Here is a 17,408-nt window from a genome sequence, read left to right as displayed (position 1 = left end):
TCAAGCGGCCCTGAGGTTGCTCAGGAGAGGTCGCAGGACTCGCGCACCATCTCCACGTGGGGGATGCCGGCTTCGAGGAACTCCTCGCTGACCACCTTGAAACCCAGCCGCTCATAGAACGGCGTGGCATGCACCTGGGCGCTCAAGGTCTGTTGCTTGAGGTCGCGAGCCTGGGCTTCGGCGATCACCGCATGCATCAGTGCGTCGCCCACTTTCAGCCCGCGCCAGTCCTTGAGTACCGAGATGCGGCCGATGGTGCCGTCTGCCAGCAGGCGCGCGGTGCCGATCGGGTAGTCACCCTCAAGGGCCAGGAAATGCACGGCCTGGGGGTCTTCGGCGTCAAATTCCAGCTCAGGCGGAATGTGCTGCTCGGCAACGAACACCGCATCGCGGATGTGGCGGATATCACTGTTGTCCTTGATCCAATCGGCAAGCCGAACGCTGATTCTATTCATTGGCAAAACCCAGACTTCCTTGTTCGACCAGCTGGCAGACCAGAGTCAGACCTTCTTCATCCTTGAGCCACTGGCCGAGGTTTTCGATGTGCAGCGCATCGGCGGCGCAGATCATTTTCAGCAGATCGCGCAGGTGGCCCGAAAGCAGACGGCTCTGGCCGCTGGCGAACAGCAGCAAATTGTCATCGACCTCCGACCAGGCCAGGCGTGCGCTTGGGTTACGGATAAGAATAGCGCCTTGTTCCAGGCTGTCGATCAGCTCTTCTTCCTTGAGCGGCTCGCCGGCGACCTGCTCAGGGTAGCGTGGCTCGGTCATGAACTGGCCAAACCAGGTCAGCAGCAGGCGCTCGTCACCCATGTGCTCGGCCAGCAGGGCCTTGAGGCGGTCCAGAGCGTCGTGCTGGATCTGGTGCGGGTCGCTGACCGGCTGGGCGTCGGCGTCGCTGTAGCGCTCTTCGTCCGGCAGGAACTGGCTGAGGAAGTCGGTGAAGTGGGTCAGCACTTCAGCAGCGCTTGGCGCGCGGAAACCGACCGAGTAGGTCAGGCAGTTGTCTTCGGCAACGCCGAAGTGGGCCAGGCGTGGTGGCAGGTAGAGCATGTCACCCGGCTCCAGGCGCCACTCGTCGGTCTGCTCGAAGTCAGCCAGGATGCGCAGGTCGGCGTGCTCGAGCAGCTTGCTGTCGCTGTCGCACTTCTGGCCGACTTTCCAGTTGCGGGTACCGTAGCCCTGCAGCAGGAACACGTCGTAGTTGTCGAAGTGCGGGCCGACGCTGCCGCCGGGCGCGGCATAGCTGATCATCACATCGTCGATGCGCCAGCTCGGCAGGAAGCGGAAGCTTTCCAGCAGTTCGGCCACTTCTGGCACGAACTGGTCGACCGCTTGCACCAGCAGGGTCCAGTCGCGCTCTGGCAGGGTGGCGAAGTCGTCCTCGGTGAACGGGCCGCGACGCAACTCCCACGGGCGTTCGCCGTGTTCGAGGACCAGGCGCGATTCGACTTCCTCTTCCAGGGCCAGGCCAGCCAGCTCGTCAGGGTCGATCGGGCTTTCGAAGTCGGTGAACGCCTGGCGCACCAGCAATGGCTTCTTCTGCCAGTAGTCACGCAGGAACTCGCGAGCAGTCAAACCGCCAAGCAGCTGAAGTGGAGTATCAGAATTCATGTTCAACCTATTGAAAAAACGTAATTTTCGTCCGGGAATAAAAACGCCCGGCTAGGCCGGGCGTCAGACGCAGGCGTAATCTTAGATACGTTTGGCCTGCGCGACTGCGTTACCTATGTAGGTCGCAGGAGTCAGCTGCTTGAGCTCGGCCTTGGCATCGGCTGGCATGTCCAGGCCATCGATGAAGGTCAGCAGCGCCTCAGGGGTGATGCCTTTGCCACGGGTCAGCTCTTTGAGCTTCTCGTAGGGGTTTTCGATGTTGAAACGACGCATGACGGTCTGGATCGGCTCGGCGAGCACTTCCCAGCAGGCGTCCAGGTCAGCAGCGATGCGCTGAGTGTTGACTTCCAGCTTGCTGATGCCCTTCAGGCTGGCTTCATAGGCGATAACGCTGTGAGCGAAGCCCACACCCAGGTTGCGCAGCACGGTGGAGTCGGTCAGGTCACGCTGCCAGCGCGAAACCGGCAGTTTGCTGGCCAGGTGCTGGAACAGGGCGTTGGCGATACCGAGGTTGCCTTCGGAGTTTTCGAAGTCGATCGGGTTGACCTTGTGCGGCATGGTCGACGAGCCGATTTCACCGGCAACGGTGCGCTGCTTGAAGTAGCCCAGCGAGATGTAGCCCCAGATGTCCCGGTCGAAGTCGATCAGGATGGTGTTGAAGCGGGCGATCGCGTCGAACAGCTCGGCAATGTAGTCGTGCGGCTCGATCTGGGTGGTATACGGGTTGAACTGCAGGCCCAGCTCGTCTTCGATGAAGGCGCGGGCGTTCTCTTCCCAGTCGATCTGCGGGTAGGCCGACAGGTGCGCGTTGTAGTTACCGACGGCGCCGTTGACCTTGCCCATCAGCGGCACGGCAGCGACTTGCGCAATTTGGCGCTCGAGGCGGTAGACGACGTTGGCCATCTCTTTGCCCAGGGTGGTCGGCGAGGCTGGCTGGCCGTGGGTGCGCGACAGCATCGGCACGTCGGCATGCTGGTGGGCGAGCGCGCGGATCGCTTCGGCGATCTGGCGCATCAGCGGCAGCAGCACGTCATCACGGCCCGCGCGCAGCATCAGCGCATGGGACAGGTTGTTGATGTCCTCGCTGGTGCAGGCGAAGTGGATGAACTCGCTGACGTTGGCCAGCTCAGGCAGTTGTGCAGCCTGCTCCTTGAGCAGGTACTCGATGGCCTTGACGTCGTGGTTGGTGGTGCGTTCGATTTCCTTGACGCGCTCGGCGTGGGCCAGCTGGAAATCGCTGGCCAGGGTATCGAGAACGGCGTTGGCCTCGGCCGAGAATGCCGGCACTTCACCGATTTGCGGGTGGGCGGCCAGGCGTTGCAGCCAGCGCACTTCGACCAGGGCGCGGAAACGGATCAGGCCGTATTCGCTGAAAATAGGGCGCAAGGCCTGGGTTTTGCCGGCGTAGCGGCCGTCTACAGGGGAAACCGCAGTGAGCGAGGAAAGCTGCATGGGGTGTTCTCGGACAGTCAGGCTTTTGGAGGGCGCATATCATACATGAAAAATGCGCCGAGGTCGGGTGGCTGACCAAAGGTCGAGCCGTTTCAAAGCTTATCGCGGTCGCTGTAGGAGCGGCCTCGTGTCGCGAAAGGGCTGCGCAGCGGCCCCAGGATTTGTGCCGCACCCTAGGATTGCTGGGCGCGCTTCGCGCACCTTTCGCGACACGAGGCCGCTCCTACATGGACCGTGCCAGGCGGGGATGCGCAGCATTCAGGAATTGGTGCGCATCATGCCGTACAGTTCGTTGAGCAACTTGCGCCGGCTGAATACCAGCTGCCAGCGGTGCCCGCCAAGCTGGCGCCACAGGCGTGCGGCGCGAATCCCGGCCAGCAGCAGTGCGCGGATCTTCGAGGCGTTGCTGGCTTGCTGCAGGAAGCGCATGTCGCCATGCACCTGAATGCGCTGACGCAAGGTGCTCAGGGTGTCCTGATACAAGGCGCCACTGGAAGCGATGACGTTCTCGTGGGTCAGGCCGAAGTGATCGGCCTGCCCCTGGATTTGCGGCAGGCGGTTGCCGATGGTTTCCAGCAGGTCGCCACGCTTGGCCAGCTGGCGCTCGAGGCCGAGCATCGACAGGGCATAGCGCAGCGGCTCGCGCTGCAGGCTGCTGGGCTCGCGCTCGAGTGCGCCGACCAGGGCGCGGTAACCGTCGCGCAGGTTAAGGTCATCACCACCGAACACCTCGAGGGTGTCCTTGGGATCCATCACCAGCAGGCTGCCAAGCATGCAGCCAAGCTCGGCGTCATTGGACTGGCCGGTGCGTGCCAGCTTGTCGACCAGCACTGCAGCCTGAAACACGCCGCCCAGGGCAATCAACTGCTCGTGCAGGTTGCTCATGGGCGCGGGCTCCACGGCTCAGCAGTCTCGATCACGCCGCCGCCCAGGCACACCTCGCCATCATAGAACACCACCGACTGGCCGGGGGTGACCGCACGTTGCGGCTCGTCGAACACGGCGCGGTAGCCGCTTTCGGTGCGTTCCAGGGTGCAGCCCTGGTCGCCCTGGCGATAGCGCACCTTGGCCGTGAGGCGGCGCGGGGTGGCGAGGTCGATCGGGTTGACCCAGAAGATGTCCGAGGCGAGCAGGGCGCGGGAGAACAACCATGGGTGCTCGTTGCCCTGGCCGACCACCAGCACGTTGCGGGCGAGGTCCTTGACCAGCACGTACCACGGGTCGTCACCGGCGTCCTTGAGGCCGCCGATGCCCAGGCCCTGGCGCTGGCCGATGGTGTGGTACATCAGGCCATGGTGGCGACCGATGACTTCACCTTCGGTGGTTTCGATATTGCCCGGCTGGGCCGGCAGGTACTGCTTGAGGAAGTCGCTGAAGCGTCGTTCGCCAATGAAGCAGATGCCGGTGGAGTCCTTTTTCTTGGCAGTAGCCAGGCCATGTTTCTCGGCGATGGCGCGCACTTCGGGTTTTTCCAGCTCGCCGACCGGGAACAGGGTGCGGGCGATTTCCTTGCCGCCGACGGCATGCAGGAAGTAGCTCTGGTCTTTGTTCGGGTCCAGGCCCTTGAGCAGCTCGGTCAGCTCGCCGGTGTCGCGCCGGCGTACATAGTGACCGGTGGCGATCAGGTCGGCACCGAGCGACAGCGCGTAGTCGAGGAAGGCCTTGAACTTGATCTCGCGGTTGCAGAGGATGTCCGGGTTTGGCGTGCGCCCAGCCTTGTACTCTTCAAGGAAGTGCTCGAACACGTTGTCCCAGTACTCGGCGGCAAAGTTGGCCGTGTGCAGCTTGATGCCAATGCGATCGCACACGGCCTGGGCGTCGGCCAGGTCTTCGCGGGCGGTGCAGTAGTCGGTGCCGTCGTCCTCTTCCCAGTTTTTCATGAACAGACCTTCCACCTGGTAGCCCTGCTCGATCAGCAGAAGGGCGGAGACGGAAGAGTCGACGCCGCCGGACATGCCGACGATGACGCGGGTCTTGGCGGGGTCTTTGAGTGCTGGGCTGGTCATGGCTACCGATGTGTATCAGGGAAAAAGGTCGATTCTATCAGGCCCGCTCGTGCGCGTCAGTCGCGCAGCAAGGCGAGGCTGTGCAGCGGGCCTGCCAGGTAGTCGTCGATGCAGCGCGGCACCAGCTCACTGCGCCAGCGTTGTGGCTCGGCCAGCAGCTCGGCGCGGGTCATCCACAGCGCGCGGGTTATATCGCTGTCGAGGGCGCGTTGCGGATGGTGCCGGACGGGGCGGGCAGCGAAGCAGATGCGTTGGTAGGTGACGCCGTTACTGGGGGCGGTGTACAGGTAGATGCCCACCACGCCGGTCAGTTCGACATCCCAGGCGGTTTCTTCGAGGGTTTCGCGCAGGGCGGCCTGCTGCAGGGTTTCGTTGGGCTCGAGGTGGCCGGCCGGTTGGTTGAAGACGTGCTGGCCGGCTTTGAACTCCTCGACGAAGAGGAAGCGGCCCTGGTCTTCGACCACGGTGGCTACGGTGATGTGGGGGTGCCAGGTCATAGTGGAATCCTGAAAAGCACAAACCCCGGTGCGTGGCCGGGGTTTGTGGGGTTACTTCAAGCGAACCTTACAGCGCAGCAATCGCGTTGTTGAGGGTCTGGCTTGGACGCATCACCTTGGCGGTCAGCTCGGCATCCGGGGCGTAGTAGCCACCGATGTCGACTGGCTTGCCCTGTACGGCGTTGAGTTCGGCGACGATGGTCGCTTCGTTCTCGGTCAGGGTCTTGGCCAGCGGGGCGAAGCGCGCTTGCAGCGCAGCGTCGTCGCTCTGCGCAGCCAGGGCCTGAGCCCAGTACAGGGTCAGGTAGAAGTGGCTACCGCGGTTGTCGATACCGCCAACCTTGCGCGAAGGCGACTTGTTGTTGTCGAGGAACTTGCCGGTAGCCTGATCCAGGGTGTTGGCCAGAACCTTGGCACGTGGGTTGGCGTAGGTGTCGCCCAGGTGCTCGAGCGAGGCCGCCAGAGCGAGGAATTCACCCAGCGAATCCCAACGCAGGAAGTTCTCTTCGACCAGCTGCTGCACGTGTTTGGGTGCCGAACCGCCAGCGCCGGTTTCGAACAGGCCACCGCCGTTCATCAGCGGCACGATCGACAGCATCTTGGCGCTGGTGCCGAGCTCCATGATCGGGAACAGGTCGGTCAGGTAGTCGCGCAGAACGTTGCCGGTCACCGAGATGGTGTCCTTGCCTTCGCGGATACGGGCCAGGGAGAACTTGATCGCCTCGACCGGCGGCAGGACGCGAATGTCCAGGCCAGTGGTGTCGTGGTCTTTCAGGTACTTCTGGACTTTCTCGATCATCACGCCGTCGTGGGCGCGTTCCGGGTCGAGCCAGAACACCGCTGGGGTACCGCTCAGGCGGGCACGGTTGACGGCCAGCTTGACCCAGTCCTGGATCGGCGCGTCTTTGGTCTGGCACATGCGGAAGATGTCGCCGGCTTCGACGTTCTGTTGCAGAACCACGTTGCCTTTGCCATCAACGACGCGCACGACGCCATCGGCCTTGATTTCGAAGGTCTTGTCGTGGGAGCCGTACTCTTCGGCTTTCTGCGCCATCAGGCCAACGTTCGGTACGCTGCCCATGGTGGTCGGGTCGAAGGCGCCGTTGACCTTGCAGTCTTCGATGGCAGCCTGGTAGATACCGGCGTAGCAGCGGTCCGGGATCACGGCCTTGGCGTCTTGCAGCTCGCCGGCAGTGTTCCACATCTTGCCCGAATCACGGATCATGGCCGGCATCGAGGCGTCGACGATTACGTCGCTCGGCACGTGCAGGTTGGTGATGCCTTTGTCGGAGTTGACCATGGCCAGGGCTGGACGTACGGCGTAGAGGGCCTGGATGTCGGCTTCGATCTGCGCTTGCTGGTCAGCTGGCAGGTCCTTGATGCGGGCGTACAGGTCGCCGATGCCGTTGTTGGCATTGAAGCCGATGTCAGCCAGCGCTGCAGCGTGCTTGGTCAGCACTTCACCGTAGAACTCTTCGACGATGACGCCGAACATGATCGGGTCGGAAACCTTCATCATGGTTGCTTTCAAGTGCACCGAAAGCAGTACGCCGCTGGCCTTGGCATCGGCGATCTGCTCGGCGATGAAGGCTTTCAGGGCTTTGCGGCTCATGGTCGCGCAGTCAACCACTTCTGCGGCTTTGACAGCGGTTTTTTCCTTCAGAACGGTAGTTGCGCCGTTCTTGTCCAGCAGTTCGATGCGCAGGCTGTCGTCAGCTTCGATCAGTGCGGCTTTTTCGCTGCCGTAGAAGTCGCCTTGGCTCATGTGGGCCACGTGCGATTTCGAATCGGAAGCCCAGGCGCCCATTTTGTGCGGGTGCTTGCGAGCGTAGTTCTTGACCGAAAGCGGCGCGCGGCGGTCGGAGTTGCCTTCGCGCAGTACCGGGTTCACGGCGCTGCCCTTGATGCGGTCGTAGCGCGCGCGGGATTCTTTTTCGGCAGCGCTGGCAGGCTCGTCGGCGTAGTCAGGGACGGCGTAACCCTTGGCTTGCAGTTCCTTGATCGCAGCCTTGAGCTGAGGCACCGAGGCCGAGATGTTCGGCAGCTTGATGATGTTGGCTTCAGGGGTGGTGGCCAGTTGGCCCAGCTCCGCCAGATGATCGCTTACCTGCTTGTCTGCGCCGAGTTGCTCCGGGAATGCCGCAAGGATACGGCCAGCCAGGGAGATGTCGCGAGTTTCGACGGCGATGTCAGCCGAGGCGGTGAACGCTTCGACGATCGGCAGCAGCGAATAGGTGGCGAGGGCAGGGGCTTCGTCGGTGAAGGTATAGATGATCTTAGAGCGGGTGGGCATGCGGGTTAACTCTCTGTTTTGCTGAGCGTACTCGAGTCTCGGGGTGCGCTGGGTAGGCGCATCGCCCACGGCGCGCCATGGGCAAAAGGTCGAGAGGCTACGAGCGGTGATGGTGGATGCATCAGTCGAGCGTCAAGCGGCTGGGATGCGGTAACAGCCCAGACTTTGTGGCCTTCGAGGGCCGGGGGCAAGCCGCGATTTCCGGGGATTCGCCCCCATGACCTTACGGTCAGGGCCGGAGTATACCAAACCCTTTGGGCTAATCAGCAAGGCCAAGTGGTATCAGCGCATTTATAAGACCAAAGACTTACCTGCAATGTGGTGCATTGCCGCAGGTACAAGTCCGGCCTTGCAGGTCGGCAGATGTGGTTTAGGCTGATTGGATCGCATGATGTCCAACCACACCCGACTCCGGAGTAGTGCAAGCATGGGATACCAGAAAATCACGGTGCCGACCGACGGCGCCAGGATCACCGTCAATGCCGACCATTCGCTCAATGTGCCCGACAACCCGATCATTCCTTATATCGAAGGCGATGGCATCGGGGTCGATGTTTCCCCGGTGATGATCAAGGTAGTCGATGCCGCCGTGCACAAGGCCTACGCCGGCAAGCGCAAGATCGCCTGGATGGAGGTCTATGCCGGTGAAAAAGCTACGCAGGTGTATGACCAGGACACCTGGCTGCCGCAAGAGACCCTCGACGCAGTCAAAGAATACGTGGTGTCGATCAAAGGCCCGCTGACTACGCCGGTCGGTGGCGGCATCCGCTCGCTGAACGTGGCCCTGCGTCAACAGCTTGACCTGTATGTGTGTCTGCGCCCGGTGGTGTGGTTCGAGGGTGTGCCGAGTCCGGTGAAAAAGCCGGGAGACGTCGACATGGTGATCTTCCGGGAAAACTCCGAAGACATTTATGCCGGCATCGAGTGGAAGGCCGGTTCGCCCGAAGCCATCAAAGTGATCAAGTTTCTCAAGGAGGAAATGGGCGTCACCAAGATTCGCTTCGACCAGGACTGCGGCATCGGCGTCAAGCCGGTCTCCAAGGAAGGCACCAAGCGCCTGGTGCGCAAGGCGTTGCAGTATGTGGTCGACAATGACCGCGAGTCGCTGACCCTGGTCCACAAGGGCAACATCATGAAATTCACCGAGGGCGCGTTCAAGGACTGGGGCTACGAGGTGGCCAAGGAAGAATTCGGCGCCGAGTTGCTCGATGGCGGGCCGTGGATGCAGTTCACCAACCCCAAGAGTGGCAAGAAGGTGGTGGTCAAGGATGCGATCGCCGATGCCATGCTGCAGCAGATCCTGCTGCGCCCGGCAGAGTATGACGTGATTGCCACGCTCAACCTGAACGGTGACTACCTGTCCGATGCGCTGGCGGCAGAAGTGGGCGGGATTGGCATCGCGCCTGGGGCGAACCTGTCGGATACGGTGGCAATGTTCGAAGCGACGCACGGTACCGCGCCCAAGTATGCCGGCCAGGACAAGGTCAACCCGGGGTCGGTTATCCTCTCGGCCGAAATGATGCTGCGGCATATGGGCTGGACCGAGGCTGCCGACCTGATCATCAAAGGGACCAACGGCGCAATTGCGGCGAAAACCGTTACCTATGATTTCGAGCGCCTGATGGACGGCGCCACGCTGGTGGGTAGCTCAGGCTTTGGCGATGAGATGATCAAACACATGTAGACACGAAAAAACCGATCGCCTCGTTGAAGAGGCGATCGGCCCGTTCACATCTCAGCGGCAGACAAATGGTCAGACAGTGGCCTTCGTGCGTTCAGTCGCCGGATCTGCTGAACTTGTGACCTCGGCTTTGGCGTCGCTGATGTTCACCGCGTGCAGGCCCTTGGGGCCCTGGATGATTTCGAACTTGACCAGCTGGCCGGCCTTCAGCGTCTTGTATCCGTCCATTACGATGGCCGAATAGTGGGCAAAGAGGTCTTCAGTCTTGCCGTCCTCGTTGATGAACCCATAGCCCTTGGCATTGTTGAACCACTTGACTTTACCGCTTGTCATCCCTATGTCCCTCTGCAAAGGACTCCATCACTGGAGTATCATCCACGTATCCGCATACGAACCTTGCGAAAAATCTGGTTGACTGCGCGGATCTTTATCGCCCACGGTGGGTTCTATTGGTTGTAACACCGTTTTGCCGATAGTCAAGGTCATGCGGCGCCTGCGCTGGCGCCAGCTCTATGCGGTCAACCCACAACCTTAACTTGTCGATGTGATGAAATTCTTTCCATGCATGCACACAGTCAGATTCGACTAACATTCAATCAGGATGGTCCTCAGACCAACGAGGACGATGGCTCCGGTCTGGCTGTTCAAGAAGCCAAGCCGATCCTGCAGGCGCCACCCATGTACAAGGTGGTTTTATTCAACGATGACTACACGCCAATGGATTTCGTCGTCGAAGTGCTCGAGACGTTCTTTAGTTTGAACCGCGAGCTGGCGACCAAGATCATGCTGACCGTCCATACCGAAGGGCGGGCAGTATGCGGATTGTTTACCCGCGATATCGCCGAAACGAAGGCGACGCAGGTCAACCAATACGCCCGGGAGAGCCAGCATCCGCTACTCTGTGAAATCGAGAAGGACGGTTAATCGCCGACCACTTGGGTATGAGGTGAAGCTATGTTAAACCGCGAGCTCGAAGTCACCCTCAATCTGGCCTTCAAGGAGGCCCGTTCGAAGCGTCATGAGTTCATGACCGTCGAACATCTGCTGTTGGCACTCCTTGACAATGAGGCGGCCGCAACCGTTCTACGCGCCTGTGGCGCCAATCTCGACAAGCTCAAGCACGACCTGCAAGAGTTCATCGACTCCACTACCCCCCTGATCCCGGTGCACGACGAAGACCGCGAAACCCAGCCAACACTGGGCTTCCAGCGCGTGCTGCAACGCGCGGTGTTCCATGTGCAGAGTTCGGGCAAGCGTGAAGTGACCGGCGCCAATGTGCTGGTGGCTATCTTCAGCGAGCAGGAAAGTCAGGCCGTGTTTCTGCTCAAGCAGCAGAGCGTGGCCCGTATCGACGTGGTCAACTTCATTGCCCACGGCATTTCCAAGGTGCCAGGCCATGGGCCTAGCGCCGACAGCGACCAGGACATGCAGGATGAAGAGGGGGGCGAAACGTCGTCCTCGAGCAATCCGCTGGATACCTACGCCAGCAACCTCAACGAGCAGGCGCGTCAGGGTCGCATCGATCCGTTGGTGGGCCGTGAGCAAGAAGTCGAGCGCGTAGCGCAGATTCTCGCTCGCCGGCGCAAGAACAACCCGTTGCTGGTCGGTGAAGCGGGCGTCGGCAAGACGGCCATCGCCGAAGGCCTGGCCAAACGTATCGTCGACGGTCAGGTGCCTGATCTGCTGGCGCAGAGCGTGGTCTATTCGCTCGATCTCGGCGCACTGCTGGCCGGGACCAAGTACCGTGGCGACTTCGAGAAGCGCTTCAAGGCGCTGCTGGGTGAGCTGAAAAAACGTCCGCAGGCCATCCTGTTCATCGATGAGATCCACACCATCATCGGTGCCGGCGCGGCCTCGGGCGGGGTAATGGATGCGTCCAACCTGCTCAAGCCACTGCTCTCATCAGGTGATATCCGCTGCATCGGCTCGACTACCTTCCAGGAATTTCGTGGCATCTTCGAGAAGGACCGGGCCCTGGCGCGGCGCTTCCAGAAGGTCGATGTGTCGGAGCCGTCGGTGGAAGACACCGTGGGTATCCTGCGTGGGCTGAAAGGCCGCTTCGAGTCGCATCACCACATCGAGTACAGCGACGAGGCCCTGCGCGCCGCTGCCGAGCTCGCTGCGCGCTATATCAATGATCGGCATATGCCGGACAAGGCCATCGACGTGATCGACGAGGCGGGCGCCTACCAGCGTCTGCAGCCGGAGGCCAATCGGGTCAAGCGCATCGAAGTGGCGCAGGTCGAAGATATCGTCGCGAAAATCGCTCGGATTCCGCCAAAGCACGTGTCCAGTTCCGACAAGGAGCTGCTGCGTAACCTGGAACGCGACCTGAAACTGACCGTATTTGGTCAGGACCCAGCGATCGACTCGCTGTCGACTGCGATCAAGCTGTCGCGAGCCGGCCTCAAGGCCCCGGACAAGCCCGTAGGCTCGTTCCTGTTCGCTGGCCCTACCGGCGTCGGCAAAACCGAGGCTGCGCGTCAGCTGGCCAAGGCGCTGGGCGTTGAGCTGGTGCGCTTCGACATGTCCGAGTACATGGAACGGCATACTGTGTCGCGCCTGATCGGTGCGCCGCCAGGCTATGTCGGTTTCGACCAAGGTGGCTTGCTCACCGAGGCGATTACCAAGCAGCCGCACTGCGTACTGCTGCTCGACGAGATCGAGAAGGCCCACCCGGAAGTCTTCAACCTGCTGCTGCAGGTGATGGACCACGGTACCCTGACCGACAACAACGGGCGCAAGGCGGACTTCCGCAACGTGATTCTGATCATGACCACCAACGCCGGCGCCGAAACCGCCGCCCGGGCTTCGATTGGCTTCACTCATCAGGACCACGCGTCGGATGCGATGGAAGTCATTCGCAAGAGCTTCACGCCAGAATTCCGCAACCGCCTGGATACCATCATCCAGTTCGGTCGCCTGAGCCACGAGACGATCAAAAGCATCGTCGACAAGTTCCTTATCGAACTGCAGGCTCAGCTGGAAGACAAGCGTGTACTGCTTGAGGTCAGTGATGAGGCACGTGGCTGGCTGGCTGCCAGCGGCTATGACGTGCAGATGGGTGCCCGGCCGATGGCACGGCTTATCCAGGACAAGATCAAGCGGCCCCTGGCTGAAGAGATCCTGTTCGGTGAGCTGGCCGAGCATGGCGGCGTGGTGCACATCGAGCTACGTGATGGCGAGTTGGTGTTCGACTTCGAGACCACTGCCGAAGTGGCGTGATCGAGCAGAGTGGGCCGCCTCGGCGGCCCTTTTTCTTTGGCCACAAAAAAGCCCGGCACATTGGCCGGGCTTTTTCATGACTGGAGCTTAACGGGCGCGGTAGGTGATGCGGCCCTTGCTCAGGTCGTAAGGCGTCAGCTCGACGCGGACCTTGTCGCCGGTGAGAATACGGATGTAGTTCTTGCGCATTTTTCCGGAGATATGCGCGGTTACGACGTGCCCATTTTCCAACTCCACGCGGAACATGGTGTTGGGCAGGGTGTCGACGACAGTGCCTTCCATTTCGAAGCTGTCTTCTTTCGACATGCAGTAAAGCCCTCGGTATCCAGTGTAGGCCCGACGCGCAACTGCACCGGGCAAAAAAGTGGCGTGGATTATGCCCGAAAAGAGTATTTCAAGCCAATGCTTTCAATTGAGGCTGACCCAACGTTGGTTGATCAGCAGTTCGATGGGGCGATACTGGGTCTTGTAACTCATCTTTTTGCAGTTCTTGATCCAGTAGCCAAGGTACACCGCCTCAAGGTTCTGGCGCAGTGCATCGCTGATCTGCCAGAGAATGGCGAAGCGCCCCAGACTGCGGCGTTCTTCATCCGGCTCGTAGAAGGTGTACACCGCCGACAGCCCGTTGGGCAGCATATCGCATACCGCCACCGCAAGCAGCCGCCCATTCAGGCGAAACTCATAGAACCAGCAGAATGGCAGATCGCGCACCAGAAAGGTGGAAAACTGATCGCGACTGGGTGGATACATGTCGCCGTCGCTGTGGCGCTGCTCGATGTAGCGCCGGTACAGGTCGAAGTATTCCTCCTTGAACGATGGCCGGGCGGCAGTTACCTGCAGGTCGCTGTTGCGCTTGAGGATACGCCGCTGCTGGCGATTGGGGATGAACCGGGCGACGGGGATGCGCGCCGGTACGCAGGCGTTGCAGTTCTGGCAATGCGGGCGATACAGGTGGTCGCCACTGCGGCGAAAGCCCATTTCGGAGAGGTCGGCATACACATCGACGTCCATCGGCTGGCTAGGGTCGAGGAACAGCGTGGTGGCCTGCTCATCGGGCAGGTAGCTGCAGGAGTGGGGCTGAGTGGCATAGAACTTCAACCGCGCCAACTCTGTCATGATCGACCCCTCGGCAAGACGTAGTCCTAAGTGTAAGCCAGCTGGGCAAACTCGCCTAGCGAACCCAGCTGATGTCGACGGTCTGGTCGAGGTCGCGTGCGAGGTGCTCGGCAAAGCTGGCGCGGCTGATTTCGCGGGCGCCGAGGCTGTGCAGGTGGTTGGTTGGCATCTGGCAGTCGATCAGGACGAAACCGGCCGCACGCAGGTGCTCGACCAGGGTAACGAAGCCCACTTTGGAGGCGTTGTCGGCGCGGCTGAACATCGACTCGCCAAAAAACAGCCGGCCCATGGCCAGGCCGTACAGGCCGCCGACCAGCTCGCCGTTCTCGCGTACTTCCACCGAATGGGCGAAGGCGCGCCGGTGCAGCTCGCAGTAGGCTGCGCGCATGGGGTCAGTGATCCAGGTGCCGTCGGTGTAGTCGCGTGGCGCTGCACAAGCGGCAATTACAGTTTCGAAGTCAGTATCGAAACTGACCTGGTAACGCTGCTGGCGGATCAGCTTGGCCAGCGAGCGTGACACGTGCAGCTCGTCGGGGAACAACACCGTGCGTGGGTCGGGTGACCACCAGAGAATGGGCTGACCATCCTGAAACCACGGAAAGCAGCCATGCCGATAGGCCTGAACCAGGCGCTCAGGGCTCAGGTCACCGCCAGCGGCAAGTAATCCGTTGGGCTCCTGCAGAGCCTTTGTCAGGGGCGGAAAGGTCAGCGAGTCGCGGGTCAGCCAGGTCAGCATGGGCGTCATGTGCAGTGGGGGAGGGGAGGGCTGACAGCATGGCCCGCCCTCGTCAGCAGGTCAATCCAACGCCAACCCGCAGCGCTGACGCTCGCCAAGGCAATTGCCAGCAGATTTTTCAGGCAATCGGCACCAACCCGAGGCTTTGTTGTCACACCTGTGCAAAAACACAGCATAAGCCTTTGTCACGCAAGGCAATGCGTGCTCAAATTGCACCCATGAAAGTTTGCTCACCGTTCGCGCCCATCCGGCGCGCCGCCATGGCGGCTGGCGGGCAGTAATGTTAAAAGTACGGGTTCATTGACCGGACATCGGGTCGATCACTACTGGACGCGCAGCAAGCGCAGGAATAGACGCGTTTTGAAGAAATCCACCGCAACTCCGCCCCCTCTGCCGGTACCGATGTGGCGCCAGCAGTTGCATTATCGCCTCAAGGAAGGTGCGCTGATCGCCGTCGGCGCGCTGTGCCTGTACCTGTGGATGGCGCTGCTGACCTACGACACCGCCGACCCAGGCTTCACCCACACCAGCAATGTCGATCAGGTGCAGAACGCGGCTGGCCGCGCTGGCGCGTACTTCGCCGACATTCTGTTCATGGTGCTGGGCTACTTCGCCTATATCTTCCCGTTGCTGCTGGGGATCAAGACCTGGCAGATCTTCCGTGAGCGCCATCAGCCGTGGCAGTGGAGTGGCTGGTTGTTCTCCTGGCGGTTGATTGGTCTGGTGTTTCTGGTGTTGTCGGGCGCAGCCCTGGCCCATATCCACTTCCACCCGTCGGCAAGCCTGCCGTTCTCGGCCGGCGGCGCGCTGGGCGAGAGCCTCGGCGACCTGGCCCGCAGCCTGTTGAATGTGCAGGGCAGCACCCTGATGTTCATTGCCCTGTTCCTGTTCGGCCTGACGGTGTTCACCGATCTGTCCTGGTTCAAGGTCATGGACATGACCGGCAAGATCACCCTCGACCTGTTCGAGCTGGTGCAAGGTGCGGCCAATCGCTGGTGGGAAGCTCGCAACGAGCGCAAGCGCCTGGTGGCGCAGCTGCGTGAGGTCGACGAGCAGGTCGACACGGTCGTAGCGCCGGTGGTGGCCGACAAGCGCGAGCAGCTCAAGGCGCGCGAACGCATCATCGAGCGTGACGACGCGCTGACCAAGCACGTTGCCCAGCGCGTGCAGCAGCCGGCGCCGGTGATCATGCCAGCCCCGGTCAAGGCGCCGGAGCCGAGCAAACGCATCCTCAAGGAAAAACAGACGCCGCTGTTCGTCGACAGTGCCGTCGAAGGCACTCTGCCGCCGATCTCGATCCTCGATCCGGCAGAAGAAAAGAAAATCGAATACTCGCCAGAATCCCTGGCCGGTGTTGGCCATCTGCTGGAAATCAAGCTCAAGGAGTTTGGTGTCGAGGTCTCGGTTGACTCGATCCATCCTGGCCCGGTGATCACCCGTTACGAGATCCAGCCGGCAGCCGGGGTCAAGGTCAGCCGTATCGCCAACCTGGCCAAGGATCTGGCCCGTTCCCTGGCCGTGACCAGCGTGCGGGTGGTCGAGGTGATCCCCGGCAAGACCACCGTCGGTATCGAGATCCCCAACGAGAACCGGCAGATGGTGCGCTTCTCCGAGGTGCTGTCGTCGTCCCAGTACGATGACGCCAAGTCGCCAGTAGCATTGGCCCTGGGTCACGACATCGGCGGCAAGCCGGTGATCACCGACCTGGCCAAGATGCCGCACTTGCTGGTGGCCGGTACCACCGGCTCGGGTAAGTCGGTGGGGGTCAACGCCATGATCCTGTCGATCCTGTTCAAGTCCGGCCCGGAAGACGCCCGCTTGATCATGATCGACCCGAAAATGCTCGAGCTGTCGATCTACGAAGGCATTCCGCACCTGCTCTGCCCGGTTGTTACCGACATGAAGGACGCAGCCAACGCCCTGCGCTGGAGCGTTGCCGAAATGGAGCGCCGCTACAAGCTGATGGCGGCCATGGGCGTACGGAACCTGGCCGGCTTCAACCGCAAGATCAAGGACGCCCAGGAGGCTGGTGAGGTCATTCATGACCCGTTGTACCGTCGTGAGAGCATGGATGACGAGCCGCCAACCCTGAAAACCTTGCCGACCATCGTCGTGGTGGTCGACGAGTTCGCCGACATGATGATGATCGTCGGCAAGAAGGTCGAAGAACTGATCGCCCGTATCGCGCAGAAGGCGCGGGCGGCAGGTATTCACCTGATCCTCGCTACCCAACGGCCATCGGTTGACGTCATCACCGGCCTGATCAAGGCCAACATCCCGACCCGTATGGCGTTCCAGGTGTCGAGCAAGATCGACTCGCGGACCATCATCGACCAGGGTGGCGCCGAGCAGCTGCTGGGTCACGGTGACATGCTCTACATGCCGCCGGGCACCAGCCTGCCGATCCGCGTGCACGGTGCCTTTGTTTCCGACGAAGAAGTCCACCGCGTGGTGGAAGCGTGGAAGCTGCGTGGCGCGCCGGACTACAACGACGACATCCTCAACGGTGTCGAAGAGGCCGGCAGCGGCTTTGAAGGCAGCAGCGGTGGCGGTGATGACGATGCCGAAACCGACGCCCTGTATGACGAAGCCGTGCAGTTCGTACTTGAAAGCCGCCGCGCCTCGATCTCGGCGGTGCAGCGCAAGCTGAAAATCGGCTATAACCGCGCCGCGCGGATGATCGAGTCGATGGAAATGGCCGGGGTAGTCACCGCCATGAACACCAACGGCTCGCGCGAAGTGATTGCGCCGGGCGGCCCACGCGATTGATCATCACCCTGCCGGGCGC

At 61.5% G+C, this 17,408-nt stretch carries 15 protein-coding genes; 4 read left to right on the top strand and 11 right to left on the bottom strand.

Features of this window, described 5'->3' with window-relative positions; genetic code table 11:
- Positions 1-20: 20 nt before the first annotated feature.
- The 7 genes from AC58X1_RS06335 to AC58X1_RS06305 all read right to left on the bottom strand — a co-directional run bounded on the left by AC58X1_RS06335 (position 21) and on the right by AC58X1_RS06305 (position 7,862).
- Positions 21-455: a GNAT family N-acetyltransferase gene (locus tag AC58X1_RS06335; protein ID WP_101320856.1), complete on the bottom strand. Its 435-nt coding sequence runs from the start codon at positions 453-455 to the stop codon at positions 21-23.
- On the bottom strand, positions 448-1,614 hold the full coding sequence (locus AC58X1_RS06330; protein WP_497428534.1) for a ribosomal protein uL16 3-hydroxylase: 1,167 nt from the start codon (positions 1,612-1,614) through the stop codon (positions 448-450). Before AC58X1_RS06330 ends, AC58X1_RS06335 begins: the two co-directional genes overlap by 8 nt.
- Before the next feature lie 81 nt (positions 1,615-1,695).
- Positions 1,696-3,066 carry an adenylosuccinate lyase gene (purB, locus tag AC58X1_RS06325; protein ID WP_101320851.1) on the bottom strand — a complete coding sequence of 457 codons (1,371 nt, stop codon included), beginning with the start codon at positions 3,064-3,066 and terminating at the stop codon, positions 1,696-1,698.
- Between the two features lie 258 nt (positions 3,067-3,324).
- Positions 3,325-3,951, bottom strand: coding sequence for a high frequency lysogenization protein HflD (gene hflD, locus AC58X1_RS06320; protein WP_101320849.1), 627 nt, complete (start codon positions 3,949-3,951; stop codon positions 3,325-3,327).
- Positions 3,948-5,072: a tRNA 2-thiouridine(34) synthase MnmA gene (mnmA, locus tag AC58X1_RS06315; protein WP_101320847.1), complete on the bottom strand. Its 1,125-nt coding sequence runs from the start codon at positions 5,070-5,072 to the stop codon at positions 3,948-3,950. The genes hflD and mnmA overlap by 4 nt, the downstream gene beginning before the upstream one ends.
- 56 nt (positions 5,073-5,128) lie before the next feature.
- Complete coding sequence (locus AC58X1_RS06310; RefSeq protein ID WP_101320845.1) at positions 5,129-5,569, bottom strand: NUDIX hydrolase; 441 nt, start codon at positions 5,567-5,569, stop codon at positions 5,129-5,131.
- A gap of 67 nt (positions 5,570-5,636) precedes the next feature.
- Positions 5,637-7,862 (bottom strand): NADP-dependent isocitrate dehydrogenase, encoded by a 2,226-nt coding sequence (locus AC58X1_RS06305; protein ID WP_101320843.1) that lies wholly within the window; start codon positions 7,860-7,862, stop codon positions 5,637-5,639.
- A gap of 427 nt (positions 7,863-8,289) precedes the next feature.
- Between AC58X1_RS06305 and icd the strand changes: the two genes are divergently transcribed.
- Positions 8,290-9,546 carry an NADP-dependent isocitrate dehydrogenase gene (gene icd / locus AC58X1_RS06300; protein WP_103437880.1) on the top strand — a complete coding sequence of 419 codons (1,257 nt, stop codon included), beginning with the start codon at positions 8,290-8,292 and terminating at the stop codon, positions 9,544-9,546.
- A 69-nt stretch (positions 9,547-9,615) separates the two neighbouring features.
- Here the strand turns inward: icd and cspD are convergent, their stop codons facing one another.
- On the bottom strand, positions 9,616-9,876 hold the full coding sequence (gene cspD / locus AC58X1_RS06295; protein WP_178080777.1) for a cold shock domain-containing protein CspD: 261 nt from the start codon (positions 9,874-9,876) through the stop codon (positions 9,616-9,618).
- 228 nt (positions 9,877-10,104) lie between these two features.
- On the opposite strand from cspD, the gene clpS reads away from it, so the two are divergent.
- The gene (clpS, locus tag AC58X1_RS06290; RefSeq protein WP_101320839.1) at positions 10,105-10,467 is read left to right on the top strand and encodes an ATP-dependent Clp protease adapter ClpS; all 363 of its coding nucleotides are present in this window, start codon (positions 10,105-10,107) and stop codon (positions 10,465-10,467) included.
- Positions 10,468-10,497: 30 nt separating this feature from the next.
- Positions 10,498-12,768 (top strand): ATP-dependent Clp protease ATP-binding subunit ClpA, encoded by a 2,271-nt coding sequence (clpA, locus tag AC58X1_RS06285; protein WP_101320837.1) that lies wholly within the window; start codon positions 10,498-10,500, stop codon positions 12,766-12,768.
- 87 nt (positions 12,769-12,855) lie between these two features.
- Here the strand turns inward: clpA and infA are convergent, their stop codons facing one another.
- From infA to aat, 3 genes are all read right to left on the bottom strand, one after another.
- Complete coding sequence (infA, locus tag AC58X1_RS06280; protein WP_002553999.1) at positions 12,856-13,074, bottom strand: translation initiation factor IF-1; 219 nt, start codon at positions 13,072-13,074, stop codon at positions 12,856-12,858.
- Between the two features lie 102 nt (positions 13,075-13,176).
- A complete protein-coding gene (locus AC58X1_RS06275; RefSeq protein WP_101320835.1) occupies positions 13,177-13,884 on the bottom strand; it encodes an arginyltransferase in 708 nt (235 codons plus the stop codon).
- A gap of 55 nt (positions 13,885-13,939) precedes the next feature.
- Positions 13,940-14,620, bottom strand: a complete 681-nt coding sequence (gene aat / locus AC58X1_RS06270) for a leucyl/phenylalanyl-tRNA--protein transferase (protein WP_497428533.1) — start codon at positions 14,618-14,620, stop codon at positions 13,940-13,942.
- Positions 14,621-15,022: 402 nt separating this feature from the next.
- On the opposite strand from aat, the gene ftsK reads away from it, so the two are divergent.
- On the top strand, positions 15,023-17,389 hold the full coding sequence (gene ftsK, locus AC58X1_RS06265; protein ID WP_178080833.1) for a DNA translocase FtsK: 2,367 nt from the start codon (positions 15,023-15,025) through the stop codon (positions 17,387-17,389).
- Positions 17,390-17,408: the final 19 nt, after the last annotated feature.

The organism is Pseudomonas sp. PGPR N4 (genome assembly GCF_059693665.1).
The sequence above is the reverse complement of the archived record's forward strand: the minus strand, read 5'-3'. Positions and strand labels throughout refer to the sequence as shown.